Here is a 22,404-nt window from a genome sequence, read left to right on the forward strand (position 1 = left end):
ACAAACAAGGAAGATCTCCGATGGTCCGCTGCAAATCACCGGTAAACCGCACTGCCCAAGGCCAGAGCGCCCAGACGATCCTGCGCCTCAAACCGTTGGCCCAGGCCATTGCCCTGTTGATGGTGGCGGGCAACGCCCAGGCGGCCACAGCCTTCAGTTCTGGCTGGTTTGCCGACAAGGGCGCGTCCCAGGCGGCGACGGCGGCGCGCACCGGCGCGGGCCAGGTGCCGGGGATTCCATCGCTGAACCAGCAGGCGCGGGTCAAGCAGCAGTTGTCGCGCTCCATCAGCACGCTCAACACCAGCGTCGCGGCGATTGCGGCGCAACAAGCGGCGCAGGCGGCAGGGCGCCAGGCTGCCTTCGGCCAGGTCTCGACCGTTCCCGATGGCCTGGGCAAGGGCGGCCTGCAGGTCGATAACAGCCTCACCCAGGGCTGGACCAACGCCAGGGGCCCGGTGCAGACCCAGGCCGGCGGCAAGACCACGGTGACCATCGAGCAGACCGCCGACAAGGCGATCCTCAACTGGGAGACCTTCAACGTCGGGCGCAACACCACGGTGGATTTCCAGCAGCAGGCCAGTTGGGCGGTGCTCAACCGCGTCAACGACCCCAACGCGCGCCCCAGCGAGATCCAGGGCCAGATCACCGGCGCCGGCACGGTGATGATCATGAACCGCAACGGCGTGGTCTTCAGCGGTACCAGCCAGGTCAACGTACGCAACCTGGTGGCCGCCGCCGCGAACATCACCGATGAGCAGTTCACTCAACGTGGCATCTACGTGGACGCCACCGGCACCCAACCGACCTTCACCGATGCGGCGGGCAAGGTCGAGGTCCAGCGCGGTGCACTGATCCAGACCCACAGCCCGGCCACCTCCACCGATGCCGGCGGCTATGCCTTGCTGCTCGGCACAGAGGTGGAAAACGCCGGCACTATCAACACCGCCAAGGGCCAGGCGACCCTGGCGGCCGGCGACAGTTTTTACATCCGCAAGGGCGTTGGCACTACCGGCAATGACCGCTCGACCACCCGTGGCAATGAAGTGGCGACCAGCCTCAACGCCGGCAGCAGCGCCGGCAAGGTCACCAACAGCGGCTTGATCATGGCCTCGACCGGCGACATCACGCTGACCGGGCACCAGGTGCAGCAAAATGGCGTGGTCCTGGCCAGCACCTCGGTGGACACCCGCGGCACGGTCCATTTGCTCAACGCCGCCACCGACACCACCGGCAGCGTGACCCTGGGCGAGGGCAGCACCACTGCGATCCTGCTGGACAGCAGCGGCAGCACCGCGCTCAACAGCCAGAAAGGCAATGGCCTGGTCAATCTCGATGGCACGCCCGCCAACCTGGTCACCGGCGCGTTCAACAATCTCAGCGCGGTGGCCGACCGCACCGACCAGTCACGGATCGAGATCGTCAGCGGCGGCACCGTGGACTTCCAGAAAGGCTCGATCACCCTCGCCACCGGCGGCCAGGTCGCGGTCAGCGCCGCTGGGCGCAGCCTGGTGCGCGACGGCGCGATGATCGATGTGTCGGGTGCCGTCGGCGTCCAGGTGTCGATGGAATCCAACAACATCAAGATCAACGTGCAGGGTAACGAGCAACGCGATGCACCGGTCAACCGCGATGGCGGCCAGTTGATCAACAACGATGTGTGGGTCGACCTGCGTGAGCTGGTGTTTGTGCCGGCGGGCACCAACGGCTATGCCACAGACCGCTGGTATACCGCTGGCGGCTTGCTGGAAGTCGGCGGCTACCTCGGCACCCAGGGCCACTCGGTGGGTGAATGGATGGCCCAGGGCGGCACCGTGACCTTTACCGGCAAGGAGGTGGTGACCCAGCAGGGCGCGCAGATCAACCTGTCCGGTGGCACCGTGGATGTGCAGGCCGGTTATATCCAGCAGACCTGGCTCAAGGGCCCTAATGGCCGCCTGTATGAAGTCTCCAGGGCGCCGGGCGACATTCTTTATTCGGGTTTCTACAAAGGCTATGAAGACACCAGCGCACGCTGGGGCCAGACCGAGTACTACTACAACCCGCTGATCGCGCCACAGCGCCGCTACGAGGCCGGTTATACCGTGGGACGCGACGCCGGCAAGCTGGTGGTCGGCACCACCAGCGCGGTGCTCGAAGGCCAGTTGATCAGCGACGTGTTCCAGGGCGACCGCCAGACCCAGGCGCCGAACATCAACCTCGATGGCTACCAGCAATCGCAGAAGGCCCGGGCCCAGCGCGCGCAACTGATCATTGGCCAATACATCCCGATCTACAACAAGACCACCGGCACCTTGCGCTATGCCCTTAGCGGCAGCACCGACCAGGTCCTGATCGACAGCAATACGCAGAAGATTGCCGATGGCCTCGACCTCAGCACCGCCTTGCCGGCGGATCGCCAAGGCACGCTGGTGCTCGACAGTGACCAGCTCAATGGCTACCAGTTGGGCGCGGTCAAGGTTGGCGCCACCCGGCAGATCACCGTCAATGGCGCGCTGAAGGTGGCGGACGGGGGCGACATCACCCTGTTCGGGCCGGGCGTAGCCATCAATGCCAACCTCACGGCCCATGGTGGCAGTCTCAATGCGGGCAATATCCTCAGCCAGGTCGACCCGCTCAAGGCGGGGGCGGTCGGCGATACGATCCTGGCGGGCAACGGCCGCCTCGACGTGGCCGCCGGCGTCAGGCTCGACACCAGCGGACGCTGGAACAACCTGCTGCTGGACCCTGCCGACGTGGGCGGCGTGGCCTCGGTAAACGGCGGCAAGGTGTCGCTGCGCAGCACCGGCAATGTGCACCTGGCGGCCGGCAGCGTGGTGGATGCATCCTCCGGTGGCAGCCTTGGCCTCGACGGCAAGCTCGCCGGCGGCAAGGGCGGTGACGTGACCGTAGGCGCCCTCGGCAACCTGGCCCTGGACGGTGAACTCCGTGGCTATGGCGTCAACGGCGGCGGCACCCTGGCGTTGCAGGCACGCAAGGTGCAGATCGGCGACAGCGCCACCGCACCGACCGCCGACACACTGAAACTGGCGGGCGATTTCTTCAACAAGGGCTTCTCGGCCTATGACATCACCGGCAACGAAGGTTTGCTGGTCACCGACGGTACGCGCGTGGATGTGACCACGCCGGTCTATCGCCTGGGCGAGCAGACCTCCGCCAGCCCGACGGGCAGCGACCCGGCCACGGCCCTGGAGCGCTGGACACCAGCGCTGTATCAGGAAGACGCCACCAAGGGCGTGCTGACGCAACGGCGCGGCGCCAGCCTGACCTTGACGGCAGGGCATCAGGAGTCCACGGCGGCCGAACTGGCGACGACCACGCTGAATGTGGGCAAGGGGGCGGTGATCAACGTCGACCCTGGCCAGGGCATCAACCTGCGCAGCGTCGGCCAGTTGACCCTGGACGGCACCCTGAATGCCTGGGGCGGCAGTGTCAGCCTGGGCGGCTTGACGGTTCCGGCTTCCGAACTGGTCAACGCTGGCGGCCACGGTCGTTCGATCTGGGTCGGCGAAAACGCGCTGATCGACGTCGCCTCGCGGGCCGTCACGGCAGTGAGCAATCGCGGCAGTGTCTACGGCCAGGTCCGCAATGGCGGCACAATCAGCATTGGCGGCGACATCGACCTGGCCACCGGGATTGCCAAGGCCAGCGACCTGTTTGTGGTGGTGCGTGACGGCGCCCGCCTGGACGCCTCTGGTACGCAGGCGGCCCTGGATATCCCGGGCCAGGGCCGGGTGCAGGTGGCAAGCAATGGCGGCCGCATCAGCTTTGCGTCCAACAACGGTCTGTACCTGGATGGCAGCTTTGTAGCGCGTGCCGGTGGTGCAGGGGCGGCGGGCGGCAGCTTGTCGCTGGCGCTGGAAACTCCGTACTACGCCATGAGCGCCGTGACCGACCGTGTGCTCAACGTCCGTGAACTGGTGCTCAGCCAAGCCCACCAGGACAGCGCATTGCCGGGCAGCGCCGACGCGGCCGCCGCCAGCCTGGCGTACGGCCATGGCGCGCTGGGCGTGGACCAGGTGCGTGCCGGCGGTTTTGACAACCTGGCCTTGCTCAGCAATGGCCTGCTGAGTTTTGACGGTGATGTGTCGCTGAACATGGGCCAGAGCCTGCGCCTGTACAGCGGCGCCATGGGGCTGACTGAAGCGGCGGCGGCCAATTCCCGTATCAACCTGTCGGCGCCTTACCTGCTGCTGGCGGGCATTCTCGCGCCGCTGGACCCGAACAAACAACAATACCTGCATCCGGTGTTGACCAGCGGCATGTCTCAACGTGACAGCCAGGCGCTGTTCAATGCCTCCGGCAACCTGGTCGATGTGCGTGGCAATGTGCTGTTCAGCAACAAGAGTGACCTGACCCTGAGCGATAGCAGTCAGGTGAGTATCGACCGTCGCGGCTTCGATGATGTGCAACTGACCAGCCAGGGCGACCTGCGGTTTCTGGTGGGGGCGGGTGCGGATGTGATCGCTACCGGCATCAGCACGCAACTGATGACGCGCGGAGATATGACCTTGCGCGCGGCCCAGCTGTACCCGGCGACTGAGGTCGGCGCGAGGGTGATGGCGGGCTATCTGGACGCTAACAATGACACCACGGGATACAACTACGACCCGACACGCACCCTCACCATTGCCCGTACCGGCAACAGCACCGCTGGCGTGCCGTACTCGGCGTTCGGTCGCCTGCAACTGGGTGGCCCGACCATCAAGCAGGGTGGGGTGGTGCGTGCGCCGCTGGGGCTGATTGAGATCGGCAGCCTGGGCTCCAGCAAAGTTGAACTGCTGCCGGGCAGCCTGACCTCGGTGAGCGGCAGGGGCCTGGTGCTGCCTTACGGCGGTACAGTGGACGGCCAGATCTATCAATACAACGGCAAGACCGTGACATTCCTCGGGCAGGGCGGGATACCGACGTTGAACGGTGGCCTGCAGGTCGGCGTGGTCCTCGGCGGTGAGTCGGTGGCGGTGCTACCTGAGGCCACTGTGGACCTGTCCGGCGGCGGCGAGTTACTCGGCGCCGGGTTTATTTCCGGGCGCGGCGGTTCTACCGACGCCCGCTACAACCCGTTGATGCAGATCGGGGCCAACGGCGGTTTTGTGCTGCCGGGCCTGGGCACCAACCCGGTCTACGCGATTGTGCCCGGCGTGCAGCCCGGCTACGCACCCGTGGCGCCGGAGGGCGGCGCGGTCGACCCGTTGATCGGCCAGCAAATCACGATCGGCGCAGGGGTGCCGGGGCTCGCGGCGGGCACCTATACCCTGATGCCGTCGACGTATGCCTTGATGCCCGGCGCGTTCCGAGTCGAAATCAACGGCTTGGCCGGGGCCGCAGGCGTGGGGCCGACCCAGCAGATGCGCAACGGCTCGTGGTCGACTGCGGGGCGGCTGTCCATCGCCAATACCGGGATCAGCAACAGCATTGCCAGCCAGTTGATCCTCACGTCGGCCGATACCTTGCGCCGTTATTCCCAGTACAACGAAACCAGTTATGCGCAGTTCGCGGTGGCCGACGCCGCCAGGCTCGGCGTGCCTCGGGCGATGCTCGAGCGGGACGCCAAGACCCTGGAGCTGGCCTTGCGGCCGGGGGCCGGTGCAGATGCCTTCTCGTTCCAGGGGATCGGCCGTTTCGATGCGGCTGCCGGCGGTTACGCCGGTACCGTGGCGGTGCTCAACATGGACAACAGCGAAATCGAAGTGGTGGCGGCAGGCAATGCGGCCACAGCGGATTTCGCTGGCGTCACCGTGGATGCGGCGAGCCTCAATGCCCTGGGTGCCGCACGCCTGATGATTGGCGGCATGACCCAGGTCTCGTATGGCCAGAACGGTGGCTACATCAACCTGGCGAATATGCCCAGCGGTTCGGTCACCCTGCGTACGGGGGCGACGTTGGCCGCGCCGGAAGTATTCCTCTTGAGTGCTGACGGGGAAATCGTGGTGGAGCAGGGCGCGTCGATCAATACGATCGGGCGCGGCAAGGCCAGCTATGACGCACGTGATGGTTTTGTCTACAGCGTGGGCAATATGCTCGCAGTCTCCAATGGGTTGCTCAATGTGGTCAGTGCGCCCGCGGGTAGCAGCAGCGGCGGGATCAAGCTGGGCACCTGTGCCAGCGCCCCTTGCAGCGGGCAAACCGCTCTCTACTCCGAGGGCAGCATCGTCGCCTTGACTGACAAGACCCTGCTGATGGGCGACGAGGTGCGTTACGGCACCCGGCACCTCAACCTCGGCGTCGCCAGCATCAACGTCGGCAGCCCGCAGGCCCTGGCTGACGCTGCCGCGGCCAATCGCCTGCCGGCGGGCCTGACCCTCACCCAGCAAGTGCTCGACCGCTTGCTGCGCGGCGACACCCAGTTCGGCGCCCCGGCCCTGGAGACCCTGCAACTGTCGGCACGCGACAGCTTCAATTTCTACGGATCGACTACCCTCGACACCTACGACGCGGTCACGGGCAAGTCCCTGTTGAACAACCTGTTGCTCTCCACCCCGGCGATCTACGGCGCGGGAGGCGCGAATGATGTGGCGACCATCCACACGGCCAACCTGATCTGGCAGGGCGCCGAGGCAGCCCCCGGCACTGTGGTGGCTGGCGGCGCCGGCACCGGCAGCGGGCGCCTGGACATCAACGCCGAGCGCATTACCTTCGGCTATGGCGAGTTCGCCCAGGCCAGTACCACCGCCACCTTGAACCGCCTGGCGCTGGGCTTTGCCAACGTCAACCTGAATGCCAGCGAGCGCATCACCGCCAACCACAAGGGCAGCCTCTCGGTGTACCAGAGCCAGGGCGCCTACGACGCGATCAAGGGTTTTGCCTACAGTGGCGGTAACCTCAATATCCTCACGCCACTGATGACCGGCGAAGCCGGCTCGGTGAACAAAGTCACCGCCGGTGGCGCCATTGATGTCAGCGCCTCGTCGGGGCCGGTGGGCAAGGTGGAGGGGCTTGGCGGCGAGTTGTCGCTGCAGGGCGACAGCCTGCGCCTGGCCAGCGCGGTGGTACTGCCCAGCGGCAAGGTGACCCTGGGCGCCCGTGGTGATGTGGTGCTGACCGACAACGCCTCGATTGATGTGTCCGGTCGCGCCATCGTGTTCGACGACCTGACCAAATACAGCGCGGGCGGCGACGTGGTGCTGCAAAGCAGCGCGGGCAATGTGCGGCAGGCCACGGGCTCGACCATCGACCTCTCGGCCACCTTCAACCAGGCGGGCAAGCTGCGCGCCGTGGCGGTGAGCGACGCGGCGGGCACCGTCGACCTCGCGGGCAAGATCCTCGCTGGCAGCAGCGGCTACTACGATGCCGGCGGCACGCTGGTGCCGTACCTGGCCGGCGCGGTGGAGATCCAGGCCCAGCACCTGGGCGGCAGCGGCAGCCTGAGCGAGCGGTTCGCGGCCCTTAACCAGCGCCTCAACCAGGGCCAGGTGTTTGGTGCGCGCAGCTTCCAGCTCAAGCAGGGCGACTTGACGATTGGCGACGGCGTCAAGGCCAATACCGTCAATGTCTCGGTGGACAATGGCAGCCTGCTGGTCACCGGCCGAGTGGACGCCAGCGGCGAACGCGTCGGCAACATCAACCTGGCCGGCAAGAACGGCCTGACGCTGGCCGGCACGGCGGTGCTCGACGCCCATGGCACGCAATTGCGCGTCGACAGTTACGGCAAGATCATCGATTCGCCGAACCGCGCCAGCGTGGTCCTGGGGTCGGGCACTGGCCCGCTGACCCTGGCCGACGGGATGCGCATCGACCTGCGCCATGGCACCGAAACCGCCACCGGCAATGACGGACGCAACCGGGGCACCCTGGAACTGAATGCGCCTCGCGTGGGCGCCAATGACATTGCCATCGACGCCAGTGGGCGCCTGACGATCCAGGGGGCACGTTCGATTGCCCTCAACGGCATGGCCACCTACACCGATGCGCCGGTCGGCACCGACACCACGGCCACCGGCCGGCCGTATCAAGTCGTCACCCAGCAATACCTGGATGACCTGCATGCGTTGAGCACCACCTACATCAATGCGGCGCTGAGCAATACCAACCTGACGCAGACCAAGCTGGCCGGCCTGAACAACGCGACCTACGGCGATACCTTCCACTTGCGCCCCGGTGTGGAAATCGTCAGCAACAGCGCTGACGGCGACCTGGTCGTGCAAGGCGACCTGAACCTGTCCGGGTATCGCTACGCCAGCCTCAAATCGGTTCAGCCCACCGAGGCCGGCAGCCTGACCCTGCGCGCCGGAGGCGACCTGAATATATACGGCAGTATCAACGATGGCTTTGCAGCGCCGGCCGCGACTGCGGATGACAACGGCTGGGTACTGCGCGCCGGTGTCGACTTCACCGGTGGCACGGTGGTGGTGCCGGGCAACGGCGTGACGCTGGCGGACGGCACTACGTTCCCCGGCGGCGTGGCCCTCAACTTCGACATCTCGATCAAGGCCCGCAGCCTGCCGGCCGGCACCCGCTTGCCGGCGGCGGCAACCCTCAATGCGACCCTGGCACTGCCGGCCGGTACCGTGTTGGCGGGCGCGGTGCGTAATGCCGCGGGGACCGTGCTGTACCCGGCGGGAACGATATTGACCCAGCGCGTGAGCTTGCCGGCGGGCAGCATCCTGGACGCCGGCACCGTGCTGGTCAGCCTCACCAGTGTGCGCATCATGACCTGGCCTGCGGGAGTGCCGTTGCCGGGGGTATTGGGCAGCACCGCGACGGTGATCCTCAATGGCACCAAGCCGCTGCCCCGTGGCGCGTTGTTGCCGGTGGGCACCAACGTCAAGTTGCCGGGCAATGCCACCTCGGTGCAACTGCGTGTGCCAGGGGCGGATGGGCAAGGCAAGTTGTGGGCGGCGGCGCCGATGCTGCCCGCGGGCTCCGAGGCCTGGTCGATGCGCCTGGTGGCCGGTGCCGACACCCAGGCAGCCGATAGCCGAGCGCTGCAACCGCAGCCGCAGGCCGGTAACCTGCGCCTGGCCGACAGCCATTACGGCGTGTTTGGCCCGAGCAAGATCGTCGGCGGCAGCACGCGTTTCAGCGTGATCCGCACCGGTGCGGCGGACCTGGAGTTGCTGGCCGGCGGGGATTTGAGCATGGAATCTCTGTTCGGCGTCTACACCGCCGGCAGTGCCACGACCGCCACAGCCGGTAGCCCGGCGGGCGCCTGGTTCCCGGAGGGGGGCGGCAACCTGTTGTTGAAGGTCGGCGGCAACCTGACCGGCAACATAACCAGCAAGGCGCGCTCCACGGGCGGGCGTCCGGTGACGACCGATGGCGAGGTGGATTCGGCCAACGTCGGCAATTGGCTGTGGCGCCAGGGCAACGGCTTGAGCGGCAGCCAGGCGCAATCCACCGCGTGGTGGATCAACTTTGGCGCGATGGTGCCCGTCGCGGGCCTCGCGGACCGGATGGTGGGCTTCACCGGGTTCGGCACCCTGGGCGGCGGCAACCTGAATGTCGAGGTCGGTGGCGATGCGGGGATGCTCAAACCGCTGACGGGCTACGTGGCCGCCAACGTCAGCCCGCGCAGCACGGGCCTGGTGCTGGCGGTAGGCAGCACCGGGCGGGTCGCGGCCGATGGCAGCCTGCAACTCACCGGGGGCGGTGACTTGAACGTGCGGGTGGGCGGGGCGGTCAACCCTGGCAGCCAGATCGCGCTGGAGCATCTCAATGGTGCAGTGGTCGACCTGCGCGGGCATGTACAGATGACGGGCGGCGCCCTAGGTAGCCTGACGTTGCGCTACGGCAGCCAACCCAAGGATCAAAGCCCGAGCGAAATCCGCGCCTACAACCCGAGCCGCTCGACGTCTGCGGCCGCGACCGGGGGCTGGAGCCTGCTGCCGGGGGATGCGACCTTCAATTTGTCTACGCGTGGGGACCTGGTGCTGCAGGACGTGGCCGATCCGGGGCGCGCGCCGCAGATGAATGTCCTGGCGTATGAGAACAATGGCGTCAGTGGCGTTGGGCAGAGCTGGTTCAGCCTGTGGACCGACCGCACGGCCATCGACCTGTTCTCCGCCGGGGGCAATCTCACGCCGCTGACCGATACCGCCGAGTCGGATCTGGCGGCGGTATATCCGGCGACGCTGCGTGCAGTCGCGGCCAACGGCAGCCTGTATTACGGCCGCGCTTCGACGTTGAACACGAACGTATTGCCGCCGCTCAAGGCGCTGGTATTGGCGCCGTCGACCAACGGCCAGTTGCAACTGCTGGCGGGGGATTCGATCTATGGCGGCGACCTGACCATCAGCCGTTCCAGTGCGGCGCCGGACACCTTGGCGAGCATCCTGCACCCGGCCTTCCAGGGCTTTATCGGCGGGCGAGCGGACGTGGGCAGCGGCAACGTTTCCACCGACGCCAACGTTGCCAGGCTGGGCATTTCGTTCCCACTGTTTGCCTTTGGTCCAAACACCGCCAGCACCCAATGGGGGGATGCGCTGGAGCCTGCGCGCTTCTATGCAATGACGGGGGATCTGCTGGGGGTCAACAGTGGGCGTACGCTGACGATGACCACCGCCGACGATCCGCGTCTTGGGCAAACCTATTTTGAAGGCGCAGGTCCGGTCTGGATGCGGGCCGGGCGCGATATCGTCAGCAGCGGTACCGGCCTGGCAGGGGCCAGCGGTGGCGACGACAGTACCGGTAGCTACACCTTCGCCGGCAACCTGTTCGTGCACAACAGCCCCACCGATATCTCCATCGTCAGCGCCGGTCGCGACATCCTCTACAGCAGCTTCAACGTCGCCGGCCCGGGCAATCTGGAAGTGAGCGCCGGGCGCAATATCCTGATGGACGACAAGGTCGGTATCACCAGCCTGGGCGCTGTGGCGGCGGGCGACACACGCCCCGGCGCGAGCATCGTGATGCAAGCCGGCGTCGGCGCCAACGGCCCGGATTACCGCCGCTTCGTCGAACCGTACCTGAACCCCGCCAACCTGGCGCAACCGGGCGAGTCGTTGCAGGGCGCCAAGGTGGCCAAGACCTACGAAAACGAACTGGTCGGCTGGCTGGCCGAGCGCTTCGGGTTTGTCGGCAACAGCGAGCAGGCCCGCGCCTACTACGCCAGCCTGCCGGCCGAGCAACAACGAGTGTTTGCCCGCGACGTGTACTTCGCCGAACTCAAGGCCGCCGGCCGCGAGTACAACCAGGACGGCAGCGTGCGCCAGGGCAGCTACCTGCGTGGCCGCGCGGCGATTGCGGCACTGTTCCCGGACAAGGACGTGGCCGGCAACCCACTCACCTACAAGGGCGATATCACCCTGTTCGGCGGCGCAGGCGTGCACACCAACTTCGGTGGTTCGATCCAGATGCTCACGCCGGGCGGCAGCCAGACCTTCGGCATCGAAGGCGCCGCACCGCCGTCCACCGCCGGTGTGATCACCCAGGGGGCCGGCGATATCCAGCTGTATTCCCTGGGCAGCATCCTGCTGGGCCAGAGCCGCATCATGACCACCTTCGGCGGCTCGATCATGGGCTGGACCAGCGAAGGCGACATCAACGCCGGTCGGGGCTCCAAGACCACCGTCGTGTACACGCCGCCCAAGCGTGTCTATGACAACTGGGGCAACGTCGGCCTGTCGCCATCGGTGCCGAGTACCGGTGCGGGGATCGCCACGCTCAACCCGATCCCGGAAGTGCCGGCGGGGGATATCGACCTGATTGCGCCGATGGGCACCATCGATGCGGGCGAGGCGGGCATTCGTGTGTCGGGCAACGTCAACATCGCTGCCTTGCACGTGGTGAACGCGGCCAACATCCAGACCCAGGGCAAGTCGTCCGGGGTGCCGGTGTCGGCCACCGTCAACACCGGGGCCATGAGTTCGGCCAGCGCGGCAGGGGCGTCGGCGTCCCAGGCGGCGGAAGACGCGGCGCGCAGCCAGCAGACGGCGGCCAAGCAGGGCCGGCCGTCGATCATGACCGTGGAAGTGTTGAGCCTGGGCAGCGAGCCCTTGCCGCAAGAACCGGCGCCCGCGCAGAAGACCTCGGGCTACAACCCCAACAGCCCGGTGCAAGTCCTGGGCGCGGGGCCGCTGAGTGAACAGGCGCGGGCCCGCTTGACCGACGAGGAGCGTAAGCAGATCAGTTTGTAGATTTACAGAAGGACCTCTCGATGTACCTTTGGGGCGATCAATGATCGCCCCGTTTTTTTTGGCTGCTGCCCGGACCTGTGTAGGCGCTGGCTTGCCTGATATGGCATCACCTGGGTGTGCCTGATGTACCGAGGTGCCTGCATCGCCGGCAAGCCGGCGCCTGCAGAGGCATCTGCGTCGCCTATGGATTGTCCTTGAGGGTCTTGAATGCCTCCACGCGCTTGATCAGCCGGGTGTTCTTCGCCGAGTCGGCATTGCCGAACAGAAACGAAAAATCCGAGGCCAGCCCCGAGGTGCCGGCAATCGCCGCGTACTGGTGACAGGCATTGCAGTTGTCGTTTTGCACGTAGGTCTCCAGGGTCGTGTTGGCCACCACCCCATTCTGATCGCTGACATACGGCCCGTAGGACAGCGGCGTCTTCACGTTCGGCCCCGGCCCTGGGTCGTTGGGAGCATTGGGCGTCTTCGACCACAGCACATTCACCAGTTTGTAGTACTGGAACACCGATTGGCCCTGGGTTTTCTCGGCAAAGGTCTGCTGCACCGCCGTGTTCAGCGCCTGCAGGTCCTGGGGCGTGGCGTTCACCCGCGTGGCCTGCACCGGCTGCTCCAGTGGCGTGCAGTTGGGCGGGGTATGGCTGGCGTCGCATTGCACGCGCGCCACATTGGGTGTGCAGGCCGCGCCGGTGCAGGCCGGGTTGTTGAAGCTGTAGCCATCCGGCGGTACGGCGCCGCCATCGGGCACGTTGTCGACCTGCTCGAAAGTGCTCCAGATGAAGTTCGGCTGGGTCTGGGTCTTGTTGATGATATGCAGGCCCACCAGCCCCACCACTTCCTGGGTGCACTGCAGGGTGTCGGGGCGTTGCAGCCAGGCCACGGTGGTGAGGTAGCGTCCGTACAGCTCGGGCTTGTTGGTGAGCACGCGCCAGGCGGCCTTGAGTTCCAGGGCGCCGAGTTCTTCCTGGGGCAGGGCCTTGGCCGGCAGTTCGCGCACCAGCTTGCCTGCCGGCAATGACAGGCCGGCGGGGTGCCGGTTGTCGCTGTTCTGCGCCACGATCAGCTGGTTGGCTGCATCGTACAGGCCGTTATTGACGATGTAGTCGAACTCGGCCTTGCCGACCTTGCGCTCGAAAAACACCAGGTTGCCCGCCTGGTCCGTCAGCCAGCCGCCGGAGGCTTCCATGATCGAATCCGGCAGGGTCACCTGGGTGCCGCTGGACAGGTGAAAGCGATGCTTGCGGTTAATGGCGCTTTCCGAGGTGGCGGTGATGAATTTGCGCGCGCCGCTGGCAAACGCCTTGAGGTTGCTGGAGGCGCTGCAATTGGACGGCACCAGGGTTTCGACACCCCAGCCGGACGGCTTGGCCGCGCCGGGCAGGAAGATATCGCTGGCATCCTTGTAGCTGGCCCACACCGGGGCGTTGCTCATTGGCTGGCCGGGCGTGGGCGGCACGCCGAACTGGGCCGCGCTGCTTTGCGTGTCCGGCTCGCCGGCCAGGCTCGGGTTGGCGGGCCAGCCGGGGTTGACCGACCAGTTCATGGCGATAAATAGCTGCCAGCCGAAACAATTGAGAAAGTCCTGCTCGGTGCCGAAATTGTTCACCGGCAGGAAGCCGCCACTGGTGGGATCGAACACCAGTTGGCTGACGCAGCTCTGGGCGTCCGTTGCGGCGCTGGCCGCGGGTGGGGCCAGCAGCAGGGCGCAGGTTATCCAGCAGAACACACTCAAGCGTGCCCGGCGCAGCGGGCGAGGCCATCCGTTCATGATCGCATTCCTTGCTCAAGTCTCAGGGGGCGGCCGCCCCTGCCAGGCAGCGGCGGCCGCAGGCAGTCAGGCGCCGGGCACCAGGGCCAGGCCGCTTTCCCACGGGTGCTGGGTCGCACTGGGGTTGGCGGCTTCGTTCGGGTTCAGCGCACGCACGCTGACCAGTCCCGGCGCGGCGCTGCTGCTGACCGTGACGGTCATGATGTAGCCCTGGGTGCCGCCGCTGTCGGTTTGCCCCGGGATAGCCGAGGCGTCCGGCAGGAACTGCGTGACCTGGGCGGTGATCCCCGGGTTGGAGAACTGCACCCGCGCGTCGGCGACCGTGGTCTGCGGGTCGGCGCCTTGCACCACCAGCACGAACTGCGCCGAGGTGCCGGGGGCAAAACTGGCCGGCAAGTCGCTGGGGGACTGGCCGTAGAACAGGTCCAGCGGCAGCAACTGCACGGGCCAGGGTTGCGTATCGGTGTTGTTCGCCGCGACACATTCGCAGGCTTCGGGCGTGGCGGTGAGGGGCGCCGGCGTCACGCTGAGGGCCACATTCAGTTGATCGGCGATGACCCACACGTAATTGATCGGCGTGCCATTGATGGTGATGTCGTTGATCGAGAACCCGGCGCTTTGCGGCACCTCGAACACCGCTTGCAGGATCTGGTCGGAGTTGTTCGGGCCGGTGCCGGCGGTGCCACGGGTCACGCGCCAGTAGCTGCTCACATCCTGGCCTTGAGGGCCTTTCCAGCCGCTGAAGGACTTGGGCTGTTGCAAGTACAGGCCGATCGGATTGGTCAACGAGATGAGGTTGTTCACCGCCGCCTGGTTGGCCGAGAAACCGATGTGCGGGTCGGAGTTGCGGTAGTTCTGCCCGTACTGGGCGCAGCAGATCAGGCTCTGCTGGTTGGCGCTGCTGCGGATCGGCCGCAGGATGGTGGCCGCGGCTGCCAGGTAGATCTCGGCACTCAGGGTGTTGGGCCCGGAGGTCAGGTGCATCGCACCGCCCGACACGCCGGGGATGCGCACGGTGCCGCTGTTCCATTTGTTCACGGTGTCGTAGGCGGGGCGGCCGGTGGTTTCATCGATCACGGGGTCGCCGGCGTTGCCGGTCGGACCGTTGGCGGTGTAGCGCAGGTACAGGTCTTCGAGTTTCACCTGCGGGTCGACATACGCCTGGTACAGCCCCAGCACGGCATTCGGATCGATGTTCCACATGGTCAGGAAGTAGGCCGGGTTTTCGCTGGTGAACATGATGCTGCGCATATTGCCGTCGGGGTCGCGGGTGATCGACCACTCGCAGTATTCATCGAGCCAGCCCCGTGGGCCCGAAGGCGAAAAGTCGGCGTAGGGACCGTTCCAGTTGATCGATTTGCACAGCACGCTGGGGATCTGCAGCTGGGTGGCGGTCGGGTCCGGGTACAACGAAAACAGTGTGCCGTCGAGGGTAATCTGGCCGTGGTCGGTAAGTTCCATCACCTGGTCCAGGGTCATGGCCTTGCCGTTCAACTGCGGCACCACGGCGGCGCCGTTGTTGTAGAAGAAGGTCCACAGGCGGTTGGGGAACGGCTGCCAGGTAATGGTGATCGGCGTCTGCGTGCCGTAGCCGCTCTCGATCGGGTTGTAGTAGCCCGAGCGCGGCGCGTCGTTGAGGTTGGACCAGGGGTTGCCGATGACCGACATCTGGGTCCAGCCGGTGACGTTGTTGTTCCAGTTGGTCTCGAAGGTCGACAACTGGTCTTCCAGGCCCAGCTTGTTGTAGTCCTTGGGCGCCTGCTCGGCGGGGGAGGTGAATTGGGTGAAGGGTGTGCTCATGTCGGTTCTCCAGCAGGTGTGTGGTGGGACGTGGAGCAGCAACCGGCGCCCGTAGCGGGGCCGGCGGTGGTTTGGCGTGGGTCGTCCCACACCAGTCGCGCGATAAAGCCAGGCAGCGGCGCGTACGCATCCGGCGTCAGTACCTGGCCACTCTCGAGATGGGTCACGATCAGCGATAACTGCGCGGCATCCGCCGGCGCCAGGTGCAGCGCCTTGACGCTGCGCGCAGCATTCAGCGCACGGGACACGCCCTGGGTGATGCAGCGGCCCTTGTCGTCCACCAGGCCCATGCCGATCCGGCTGAAACGCCCGACGTAATGCGGGTTGTCTGCGTTCACCTGCTGCGCGGTGGCATCTGGCTGATTGAGAAAGACGTCGATCAGGAAGGTGTCGTGGGTGCAGCGCACATGGTCGAACACCACCCACGGGCCGGTCCCTGCCGCCGGTGCCTCGCAGCAGGCTTTGGATGCACCGAACTGCGGCGCCACCGGGGTGCCGTAGTCGTAGCCGATGTGGCGGCTGTCCTGGGCCATGTCGCCCAGGGTGGTGTAGCGCCAGGCATCCGCGCTGGTGAAGCTGACCTCTTCGGCCTGGTGCCCGGCGAATGGCTGCAACAGGCACTGGGTGGTGTACTGCGCGGCCGGATTGGCGCGAATCCACACTTCGAGCATGCGGTCGATATTGGCGTGGTAGGAGCAGAACACCGGGTCGAAGGCGGTGTAGGCGTTGTCGGCCATGTCGCCGCCGATCCAGCCGTGATAGTTGTCGTGGGGCTGTTCGTAGAGCCCGTCGAAATTCAGCGCGCGATTGGGGTACAGGTTGTCCGGCTGTGGCGGGTCAAACGTGGTGATGTTGGCCCAGGGATAGCCCGGCACGCCCTGGGGCTGGCTGAAGGTGGTGAAGGTGAGCGCATCCAGCACTTGCTGCTGGAAGATCCGGCTCATGCCATACAGGCGCGTGCGCTCGACACGAAACGCCTCGCCCTGGGTGTAGAACAGCGGGTTGCGCTGCACATAGCGGCAGTCCACGCCCTCGACGCTGGCGCAGACTTTTGAGCAGCCGTCCTTGGCCGCCGCATAGCGCAAAGGGTTGCGCCGCACTTCGCCGGTGTGCGGGTGCACGTAGGTCTCGTCGAGGAAGGCCTGGGGTAGCCCGGCCTGCGGGCTGCCATCGACACTGGCGTCGGCGGCCATCCAGTCCCAATAGGGAATCGCGCAGTCGATCAGCGCTTCCAGGTGCAGCAGGTAGGCGCGATGCCACAGGGCAAACGCTTCCTGGTAATGCAGGCACCAGTTGGTGTGGATGTAGGCGTAGCGCTGCCAGGGCGAGCCGCTGTCCGGGTCGCCGATGTGCATCACGTCATCCAGGCGGGCGCGGTACAGGTTCAACTGCTCCGGGCTCAGGGCGCGGATGTCCTGGCGTACGCGCTTGACCGGCTGCGGCAGGGCCGGTGGGGGGATGCGCTCGGCGGGGTCAAAGGCCGAGCTGGCGTCCAGTCGCCAGCCCTGGTTGACCCACAGGCGGAAGGTTTCCAGCGCATCGATCGGCCAGAATTGCTGTGGGTCGGTGGTCAGCGGCATGTTGCGCGAGGCGAGGTGCTGGTAAATGGTCTGCGACCAGGCCTTGACCGAGTCCGGGTCTTCCAGGAACACGTCGTAGGCGTTCATGCAGCCCGCCCAGGTGGCGGCGACGGCGGCGCGCGAGGCGGACGGTATCCAGTAGGGGGCGCTGAAAAGGCCGTGGATATCAGCGGTCCATGTCGGTTTCGCGACTATCATAAGATCCCTCTCATGCCGCCCCGGGCCAGGTGTTGGCTGGGCTGCTAAGCTGGATTGATGTTAACGAGCCGCTGCGCAGGATTTGTGCAAATTGGCCCGTCTTCGCGACGGATTCATTGCAATTTTCAAGGACGATTTACAACCGATGACAGACGCCATGGATTTGAAGATCCTGGGCAAGTTGCAAAAGGATTGCGACCAGAGCCTGGAGTTGTTGAGCGACAGCGTGGGACTGTCGTCCACCAGTTGTTACCGGCGGATTCGCCGCATGGAAAGCGTGGGGATTATCAAGGCAAAAGTCGCGGTGCTCGACGAGCGCAAGCTGGGCATCCAGGTGACCGCGTTTTTCCTGATCAAACTGGACAAGGACAGCCACGATATCGACCGCAAGATGCAGCACATCCTCACCCGCCACCCGGAGATTCAGGATTGTTACCTGCTGACCGGCGAGTTTGATTTTGTGATGGTTGCCAAGTTTCGCGATGCGACGGAATACACCGAGTATATCTATCGGTTTCTGGAGACTTATCGGGATATTCCGATTCGGACTTATTCGTCGACGTTGGTGGTACGCACGGTTAAAAAATCCTACGAACTGCCCCTACAAGGGGTGGGCTTCCCTGCGGGTTAGCGGCCTTGAAGACAGCCGATCTACCGTGTGCAGCAGCTGGCTTGCCAGCGATGGGATCACCTGGTTGTACCGAGGTGCCTGCATCGCCGACAAGCCGGCTGCTACAGAAAAGCGCGTCAGTGATCGAGCCTTCCCAGTAACCCACTCAAGCAAAAATGAAGCTTTCATGACAAAAGTTCGGTAGCCCTTGGCCACTCCCGTCTCTCCTGTGTAACGCGCTTGAGGACGCCAGACAGGCGTTCTTTTCAGCCGCAAGCAGGATGCCAGGAGTGGGGCGATGGGAACTATGGAACGTTACTCGAAAGTGGGCATGCAGGAGCTCGACCAGCGCCTGTCGAAGATCGTCGAAGCGGCGCGCAAGAAGCCGGTTTCGGTGTATCGCTACGGCGCGCCGTGGGTGTGGATCGTCTCTCAGGATGATTGGCAGGGCGCCTTGAAGGAAGTCGCGAGCTTCATCCCGGCGGGCCATTCCCTGGTGTTGCTGCGCCCGCAGATCGATGAAATCCTCGACCAGCATCGCGACTGGCTGGTGGCCGAAGCCTCGATGTCGATCGCCCCGCACACGGTGCTGCAGATCCTCCTGCTGCAACTGTTGTATTCGGTACCCAGCGAGCAGCAATTGCATGAACAGCTCAACTACAACCTGCTGTTCCGCTGGTTCGTCGGCCTGGACCTGAACCAGAAGGTCTGGAGCATCCACGCGCTGACCCGCGACATCGCCACGCTGCTGAACAACCCGCGGGCGGTGCAACTCATCCAGAAAATCATCGGTGACGTGTTTTGTGGCGCCTTGCTGCACACGCCGGAGTTCTCCTTGAACTTCGCGCTGTTGCACACCTGGCTGGCACGCCACGGCAGTACCTCGATCGCCAGTAATTGAGCTGGCCATACGTCGCGCCATCGGCGGCGGCGCACATAATCAGAATGTCAGGGGGCGGTGTGGAGCATCTGTTCAAATCAACGCTGGCGCTGTGCTGCATGGCGCTGGGCGCCTTGGCGCAACCGGCGTGGGCCGAGGAGGGGGAGCAAGCCCCGGCGCGCAAGGTCGACGTCAACGAGTACTTCGTGCGCGGCAATACCGTGCTCGACGCGGCGACGATCGAGGAGGCGGTGTACCCGTTTCTCGGCCCGCAAAAGACCCTGGACGATATCGAAGGCGCCCGTGACGCGTTGCAGAAAATCTACCAGGCGCGCGGCTATCAATCGGTATTCGTCGAGTTGCCGGAGCAGAAGGTCGATGACGGCATCGTCTACCTGCAGGTCAGCGAAACCAAGGTCGGCCGGGTCCGTGTGGTCGGCGCCAAGCATTACTCGCCGGTGGAAATCCGCGAGCAGGTGCCGGCCCTGGAAGAGGGCACGGTGCCGGACTTCGCCACCGTGCAAACCCAGTTGGCCGGGCTCAATCGTGGCGCCGGGCGCCAGGTCACGCCGCTGGTGCGCGAAGGCCAGCGCCCGGGCACCATGGACGTGGATTTGCAGGTCGAAGACCAGAACCCCTGGCACGCCAGTATTGGCCTGAACAACGACTACAGCGCCGACACCGAGAAGCTGCGCTCGGTGGCGACCGTCGGCTACGACAACCTGTGGCAACTGGGCCACAGCATTTCCCTGACCTACTTCACTGCGCCCCAGGACACCGACAACGCCAAGGTTTGGTCGGGCTCCTACACCGCGCCGCTGGATGAGCGCTGGGCCTTGCAGTTCTCCGGTTACCAGTCCGACAGCAACATCGCCACCATCGGCGGCAGCAACGTGCTGGGCAAGGGGCATTCCTACGGCGTGTCGGCGATCTACAGCCTGCCGGCCATGGGCAACTGGGCCAACTCGTTCTCGTTCGGGGTCGACTTCAAGGACTTCGACGAGCAGATGAAATTCGGCGCCAGCAGCGACCAGGTACCCCTCAAATACGCACCGATGACCTTTGGCTACAACGGCTATCGCTACACCGAGCAATCCCAATTGGGCCTCGGCCTGAGTCTGGTGGTGGGCACGCGCGCGTTCTTCGGCTACGGCAGCGACGCCGAGGAATTCGAGTACAAGCGCTACAAGGCCAGCGCGAGTTTCGCGGTGCTCAAGGGCGACCTGAATTACACCTATACCTTCGCCAACGACTGGCAGTCGGCGACCAAGGGCGGCTTCCAGCTGGCCTCGGGGCCGCTGGTGTCCAACGAGCAATATTCCGCCGGCGGCGCCACCTCGGTGCGCGGCTACCTGGCGGCCGAGCGCACCGGGGATGAGGGCTATCTGCTCTCCCAGGAATTGCGCACCCCATCCCTGGCCAAGTTCCTTGGCAGTTACGTGCAGGAGTGGCGCTTCTATGCGTTCGCCGAAGGCGCGCGCATGCGCCTGCACGACCCGCTGCCCGAGCAGGAAGACGAATACAGCCTGGCCAGTGTCGGCCTCGGCACCCGCGCCAGTTTGAGCAAGTGGTTGTCCGGCAGCCTGGATTGGGGCTACCCGCTGCTCGATGGACCGAACACCCAGAAACAGGACGCGCGACTGCACTTCAGTGTGCAGGCGACTTTCTGACTTTTTCTTCCGGAGACTTCACCCATGCAACGCCTATTTCTGAGCCTGTTGATCTGCCTGGGCTTCGCGCTCCCGGCCACCGCCCATGCCTGGTGGCAGGACGACTGGCACTACCGCAAGCAGATCTCGGTGGACACCACCGCCCAGGGCGCCGCCATCAGCCAGGCCCTGGGTCGCACCGCGCTGCTGGTGCGCCTGCACACCGGCAACTTCACCTTTGACGGGGTCAAGGATGACGGCGCCGACCTGCGCTTTGTGAGTGCCGACGACAAGACCGTGTTCAATCACCAGATCGAAAGCTTCGATCCGCTGATGGGCATGGCGCTGATCTGGGTCGACGTGCCCAGGGTCGAAGGGGGTCAACGCCAGGACCTGTGGATGTACTACGGCAACCAGAAAGCCCCGGCCACCGCCAATGGGCAGCTGACGTTCGACCCCAATTACACCGCGCTCTACCACTTTGACGGTGCCAACGGCACACCGGCCCGCGACACCACCGCCTATGCCAACACGTCGGTGAACGCCACCGGCGCGAGCATCGACGGTGTGGTCGGCCGCGCCCTGCAGTTGAGTGGCCAGCCATTGCTGCTGCCGGCCAGCCCGTCGCTGCAACACGCCGTCGGCGCCGCGTTCACCTTCAGCGCCTGGCTGCGCCTGGACCAGGCCAGTGGCGAGCAAGTGGTGCTGGCCCGCCGTGACGGCCCGCACAGCTTGCTGCTGGGGCTGAACCAGGGCATGCCGTTCGTGGACATCGACGGCCAGCGCGCCGTGTCGACCCAGCCGCTGAACCCTGGCCAATGGCAGCACCTGGCATTCACCGCCGAGGGCGACAAGCTCAGCTTATATGTGAACGGCCGCGAAACCGCGACCCTGGCCGTGGCGATGCCGGCTTTCAACTCGCAACTGGCGATCGGTGCCGACGTGCCGGAAGCGGCCAGCACGCACCTGCCGTTCGCCGGCGCCATCGATGAGCTGCGCCTGTCCAAGGTGGCGCGTCCGGCTGCGCTGTTGCTGGCCGATGCGAGTGCCCAGGGGGCCGAGTCGAAACTGGTGGCCTACGGGGTGGATGAAGAACAGTCCGGCTTCGGTTTCGGCAGCCTGGGTTTCCTGCTCAACGCCGTGCCGGTGGACGCCTGGGTGATCATCCTGGTGCTGGTGGCGATGATGGTGCAGTCGTGGGTGATCATGCTGCGCAAGAACCGCCAGGTCAGCCGGGTCAGCAGTGCCAACGAGATTTTCCGCGAGCACTTCGCACAGATCGGCACGCGCCTGGAGATGTACGCCGACGACGCGCAATTGGGTGAGCGCCTCAGCCATTCCTCGCTGTGGCGCCTGTACCTGGTGGCGGTCAAGGAGATCCGCACCCGCCGCGCGCAGGGGGCCGACACCTCGTCGGTCTCGGCGGCGACGATCGAGGCGATTCGCTGCTCCATGGACGGCGTGCGCACCCGCGAAAACCAGCAACTGAGTGCCAAGCTTTCGACCCTCTCCAACGCCATCGCCGGCGGGCCGTATATCGGCCTGCTCGGCACGGTGCTGGGGATCATGGTGGTGTTCCTCGGCACGGCCATGGCCGGTGACGTGAACATCAACGCTATCGCCCCAGGCATGGCGGCGGCCTTGCTGGCCACGGCCATGGGGCTGTTCGTCGCGATCCCTGCGCTGTTTGGCTACAACCGCCTGATCACGCGCAACAAGGAAGTCAGCGCCGACATGCGCGTGTTTGTCGACGAGTTCATCACGCGCCTGGCCGAGATGCACGGCGAGAGCCAGCACAGTGAGGCGGCGCACCGCCGCGAACACCACGCATCGGTTCCGGCCTGAGGAGAA

General features: G+C 65.5%; 8 protein-coding genes. 5 read left to right on the forward strand and 3 right to left on the reverse strand.

The genetic code is table 11. From position 1 onward, the window contains the following. Window positions 1-20: 20 nt before the first annotated feature. Window positions 21-12,071, forward strand: coding sequence for a filamentous hemagglutinin family protein (locus AC07OJ_RS01350; RefSeq protein ID WP_495093726.1), 12,051 nt, complete (start codon window positions 21-23; stop codon window positions 12,069-12,071). A 181-nt stretch (window positions 12,072-12,252) separates the two neighbouring features. Here AC07OJ_RS01350 and AC07OJ_RS01355 read toward each other — a convergent pair whose 3' ends face one another. The 3 genes from AC07OJ_RS01355 to AC07OJ_RS01365 form a co-directional block, all read right to left on the reverse strand. Then, a complete protein-coding gene (locus tag AC07OJ_RS01355; RefSeq protein WP_495093727.1) occupies window positions 12,253-13,836 on the reverse strand; it encodes a hypothetical protein in 1,584 nt (527 codons plus the stop codon). A 66-nt stretch (window positions 13,837-13,902) separates the two neighbouring features. Then, a complete protein-coding gene (locus tag AC07OJ_RS01360; RefSeq protein WP_495093728.1) occupies window positions 13,903-15,636 on the reverse strand; it encodes a DUF8225 domain-containing protein in 1,734 nt (577 codons plus the stop codon). Next, window positions 15,633-17,414, reverse strand: coding sequence for a tyrosinase family protein (locus AC07OJ_RS01365; protein ID WP_495093729.1), 1,782 nt, complete (start codon window positions 17,412-17,414; stop codon window positions 15,633-15,635). Before AC07OJ_RS01365 ends, AC07OJ_RS01360 begins: the two co-directional genes overlap by 4 nt. A gap of 157 nt (window positions 17,415-17,571) precedes the next feature. Here AC07OJ_RS01365 and AC07OJ_RS01370 point away from each other — a divergent pair, with 157 nt between their 5' ends. The 4 genes from AC07OJ_RS01370 to AC07OJ_RS01385 all read left to right on the forward strand — a co-directional run bounded on the left by AC07OJ_RS01370 (window position 17,572) and on the right by AC07OJ_RS01385 (window position 22,398). Then, window positions 17,572-18,045, forward strand: a complete 474-nt coding sequence (locus AC07OJ_RS01370) for an Lrp/AsnC family transcriptional regulator (protein WP_065905934.1) — start codon at window positions 17,572-17,574, stop codon at window positions 18,043-18,045. A 286-nt stretch (window positions 18,046-18,331) separates the two neighbouring features. Then, entirely contained in the window at window positions 18,332-18,925 is a 594-nt protein-coding gene (locus AC07OJ_RS01375; protein WP_495094258.1) for a transposase, read from the forward strand. 59 nt (window positions 18,926-18,984) lie between these two features. Continuing rightward, window positions 18,985-20,574: a ShlB/FhaC/HecB family hemolysin secretion/activation protein gene (locus tag AC07OJ_RS01380; RefSeq protein WP_213552512.1), complete on the forward strand. Its 1,590-nt coding sequence runs from the start codon at window positions 18,985-18,987 to the stop codon at window positions 20,572-20,574. 24 nt (window positions 20,575-20,598) lie between these two features. After that, entirely contained in the window at window positions 20,599-22,398 is a 1,800-nt protein-coding gene (locus AC07OJ_RS01385; protein ID WP_495093730.1) for a DUF2341 domain-containing protein, read from the forward strand. Window positions 22,399-22,404 lie beyond the last annotated feature (6 nt).

The sequence above is a fragment of the Pseudomonas sp. GW821-FHT09C08 genome (assembly GCF_059418125.1).